Genomic DNA, 4059 nt, shown 5'->3' on the forward strand with positions numbered 1-4059 from the left:
CGAGCCCCGCGTGCTGACCGCTGATGCGCCCAAGACCATCGCCGACATCGAAGCCTTGATGGGCGCATAACCGTGGCGCTTGATTTTGATGTCATCGTGGTTGGTGGCGGCATGGTCGGTGCAGCCCAGGCAGCCGCACTGGGCCAGGCTGGTTTTCGCGTCGCCCTGATCGAGGTCCGGCAACCGCCGCCATTTGACCCGGCAGCCGAGGTGGACCTGCGTGTTTCGGCTATCTCTGGCGGCTCGCAGCAATTCCTGGCAAGCATCAAGGCCTGGGATGCCATCGCCCGGCAACGCATCAGTGCCTACGAGTCGATGCAGGTATGGGAGCAGACCGGCGCAGGTGAATTGTCTTTTTCAGCGGCGGATTCGGGATTGGCCAGCCTTGGGCATATTGTTGAAAACAGTCTGATCATCGATGCCCTGTGGCAGCAACTCGACACCGTAGAGGTGATCTGCCCGGCGCGGATTGCGGGCCTGAACCTGGAAGAATCCAGTGCCGAAATCAAGCTGGAAGAAGGACGCGTACTGACCAGTCAATTGGTCATCGCCGCGGACGGGGGCAATTCGGTGACCCGTGAGCTGGCGGGTATTGGCTGCTACGGCTGGTCCTATCAGCAGCGCGGCATCGTCGCGCATGTGCAAACGCAGCAGCCCCACCAGGCCACGGCCTGGCAGCGCTTCCTGCCCACCGGCCCGCTGGCCTTGCTGCCGCTGGCCGATGGGCGTTGCTCCATTGTCTGGTCGGCCAGCGATGCCCTGGCTACCGAACTCCTCGACCTGGACGACGCGGCATTCGGGCAGCGACTGACGGAGGCGCTGGAAGGGCGCCTGGGCGAAGTCAGCGTCACCAGCCAGCGCGCGGCTTTTCCCTTACGCATGCAGCAGGCCGAGGCCTATTGCGCGCCGCGGCTGGCCCTGGTGGGCGATGCAGCGCACGTGATCCACCCGCTCGCCGGTCAGGGGGTGAACCTGGGTTTCGGGGATGCGGCCCACCTGCTGGAGGTGCTGCAGCAAACCCGCCAGGCCGGTCGCGACCTCGGCGAACACCGCCGCCTGCGCCGCTACGAGCGTGCACGCAAGGCCGAGGATGCGCTCATGGCAACCGCCACCGATGGGCTCAATCGCCTGTACGCCAGCGACAACCCCTTGATTCAACTGGGACGACGGCAGGGCTCGCGGCTGGTCAACCTGCTCACGCCACTCAAGTCAGCGCTGATTCAGCAAGCCGCAGGCTAGCCACTGCTGGCCACAGCCGTTATAGTCTCGGCTCAACGCTAACGCAGTGCGGGAGAGAACGGGTTTTACGACCCGTCACCGAAGGCGCAACCGCCCGGAAACGCTCAGGTCCACGGACCGCCCTGCAGGGGATTTCACCAGCGAGTGATTCTCCGTGTTGACTCTGGAGAGCGTCGCCATCACGCATGGCCGACCACCGACGGGGCAGGGGTAGCAAGCTACCCTGATCTCTCAGGTTCATGGACAGAGGGGCTACAGTTCAGTGTTGGGCTGTAACCCTGTATGGACCGAGCAGTACCCTGTTATGACTCAAAGAACGGCACTCTATGATCTACACGTCGCCGCCGGCGCCAAGCTGGTGGACTTCGCGGGCTGGGATATGCCCGTGCAGTACAGCTCCCTGATTGAAGAACACGAGGCCGTCCGTAATGCCGCCGGCATGTTCGATGTATCGCATATGACGGCCGTCGATATCCGCGGCCCCCAGACCATTGCCTACCTGCAACGCCTGCTGGCCAATGATGTGGCTCGCCTGGAACCCGGCAAGGCAATGTACAGCTGCATGCTGGCCGAGGATGGCGGGGTAATCGACGACCTGATTACTTATTATATGGCCGATGACTGGTTTCGCACCGTGGTCAATGCCGGCACCACCGACAAGGACCTGGTCTGGATGCAACAACAGGCCGCTGGCTTTGATGTGAGCATCGAAGCCCGGCGCGAACTGTGCATCCTCGCCGTGCAGGGTCCGCAGGCGCGCCAGAAGGTCGCGGATCAGCTCGAATCGGAGCTGGCCCAAACGGTCATGGCCCTGAAGGTGTTCAGTGCCGTTGATCTCGGCGAGGCTTTCGTCGGCCGTACGGGTTACACCGGCGAGGACGGCTTCGAGATCGTGCTGCCGGCCGATGCGGCCAAGCGGCTCTGGCAGCAACTGCTGGAAGCGGGGGTGGCTCCCTGCGGTCTGGGCGCACGCGATACCCTGCGCCTGGAAGCAGGCATGAATCTTTATGGTCAGGACATGGACGAGAGCAAGCACCCGCTTGAATCCGGTCTTGGCTGGACGGTGGCCTGGGAGCCGGCAGAGCGCGACTTTATCGGCCGCGCCGCACTGGAAGCTCAGCGCGGTGCTTCAGCCAACAAGATGGTCGGCCTGCTGCTGGAAGGTCGCGGCGTATTACGCGCCCATCAAAAGGTAATGACGCCCCATGGCGACGGCGAGGTGACCAGCGGCACCTTTTCGCCCACCATGCGGCGTTCGATCGGGCTGGCACGGGTGCCCGCACAGACCGGCGATACGGTCGAGATCGATATTCGCGGCAAGGCCGTGGCAGCACGGGTGGTCAAATATCCATTCGTGCGTAATGGCAAGGTTCTGGTTACTTAAATAAATAGTTTTGAGGGAAAACATCATGAGCAATATCCCCGGTGAGTTGAGATACGCGGCCTCCCATGAATGGGCCCGCCTGGAAGACGATGGCACGGTAACGGTCGGTATCTCCGATCATGCGCAGGAAGCCCTGGGGGACCTGGTCTATGTGGAAGTGCCCGAGGTCGGGCAGACCGTGGCCGCAGAAGAGGCCTGCTGTGTGGTGGAATCCGTCAAGGCCGCATCGGACGTTTACGCGCCGATTGCCGGTGAGGTGATTGCCAGCAACGAAGCCCTGGAAGACCAGCCTGAACTCGTCAATGAAGCACCCTATGAGGGCGGTTGGCTGTTCAAGCTCAAGCCGGATAACGCCGCCGATCTGAACAACCTGCTGGACGCGGCCGGATACGAGTCCTCCCTCGAAGACTGATTGAAAACACTATGCCCTTTATTCCCCATACCGAAACCGATATTCGCGACATGCTCGGTGCCATCGGCGCCGACAGCATCGAGGCACTGTTCGACGAGATTCCTGCCAGCCTGCGTTGCGGCGGGCTGCAGGCCATTCCGCAAGGCCTGAGCGAGATGGCCGTTACGCGGCTGATGCACGAACGCGCTGCCGAGGATGGCCAGCCGCTGTGCTTCATCGGTGCCGGTGCCTACGAGCATCACATTCCGGCAGCAGTATGGGAGATCACCACCCGCGGCGAGTTCTACAGTGCCTACACGCCCTACCAGGCCGAGGCCAGCCAGGGCACGCTGCAGTTGATCTACGAATACCAGACCATGATGTGCGGCCTGACCGGCATGGAGGTATCCAACGCCTCGATGTATGACGGCGCATCGGCGCTGGCCGAGGCGGTGTTGATGGCAGTACGCGCCAATCGCAAATCGAAATCGGCCCGCGTGCTGTTGCCGGCCAGCGTGCACCCCTTCTACCGGCAGGTGGCGCAGAACATCGTAGAGGGGCAGAACATCCAGTTGGAAACCCTGCCGTTCTGCACCCAGGCCGGCACCACGCTGGTCGACTCGCTCAAGCGCTTTGAGGGCGAGGACATTACCGCGCTGGTGATTCCGCAGCCCAACTTTTTTGGTTGCCTGGAAGCCGTGGATGCCCTCACCGACTGGGCGCATGCCCAGGGCGCGCTGGCCATCGCGGTGGTCAATCCGCTGGCGCTGGCGTTGCTGCGGCCGCCGGGCGAGTGGGGTTCGGGGGACGAAAAGGGCGCCGATATCTGCGTCGGCGATGGGCAGCCGCTGGGTGCGCCGCTGTCCTCGGGCGGGCCGTACTTTGGCTTCATGACCTGCAAGCAGCAGTACGTGCGCCAGATGCCCGGCCGTATTGTCGGCCGCACTGTCGATCTCGACGGCAAGCCCGGTTTTGCACTCACCCTGCAGGCTCGCGAGCAGCATATACGCCGCTCCAAGGCGACCTCCAATATCTGTACCAACCA

General features: G+C 62.9%; 5 protein-coding genes and 2 riboswitches. Of the genes, 4 read left to right on the forward strand and 1 reads right to left on the reverse strand.

Going from position 1 to position 4059, the window contains the following annotated elements; all coding sequences use genetic code 11:
• The coding region (locus ABZE94_RS20790; RefSeq protein WP_372878042.1) for a hypothetical protein at positions 1-183 on the reverse strand (183 nt) is incomplete at its 3' end.
• Here ABZE94_RS20790 and ABZE94_RS20795 point away from each other — a divergent pair.
• From ABZE94_RS20795 to gcvPA, 4 genes are all read left to right on the forward strand, one after another.
• Positions 112-1239, forward strand: a complete 1128-nt coding sequence (locus tag ABZE94_RS20795; protein WP_372878039.1) for a UbiH/UbiF/VisC/COQ6 family ubiquinone biosynthesis hydroxylase — start codon at positions 112-114, stop codon at positions 1237-1239. The genes ABZE94_RS20790 and ABZE94_RS20795 overlap by 72 nt on opposite strands.
• Positions 1240-1278: 39 nt before the next feature.
• Positions 1279-1369: riboswitch (glycine riboswitch) on the forward strand.
• 23 nt (positions 1370-1392) lie between these two features.
• Positions 1393-1496, forward strand: a riboswitch (glycine riboswitch).
• Positions 1497-1543: 47 nt separating this feature from the next.
• Positions 1544-2623: a glycine cleavage system aminomethyltransferase GcvT gene (gcvT, locus tag ABZE94_RS20800; RefSeq protein WP_372878040.1), complete on the forward strand. Its 1080-nt coding sequence runs from the start codon at positions 1544-1546 to the stop codon at positions 2621-2623.
• Positions 2624-2648: 25 nt separating this feature from the next.
• On the forward strand, positions 2649-3035 hold the full coding sequence (gene gcvH / locus ABZE94_RS20805; RefSeq protein WP_372878035.1) for a glycine cleavage system protein GcvH: 387 nt from the start codon (positions 2649-2651) through the stop codon (positions 3033-3035).
• A gap of 11 nt (positions 3036-3046) precedes the next feature.
• A partial coding sequence (gcvPA, locus tag ABZE94_RS20810; RefSeq protein WP_372878037.1) for an aminomethyl-transferring glycine dehydrogenase subunit GcvPA occupies positions 3047-4059 on the forward strand: 1013 nt, incomplete at its 3' end.

The sequence above is a fragment of the Pseudomonas sp. genome (genome assembly GCF_041601375.1).
GTDB lineage: Bacteria > Pseudomonadota > Gammaproteobacteria > Pseudomonadales > Pseudomonadaceae > Aquipseudomonas.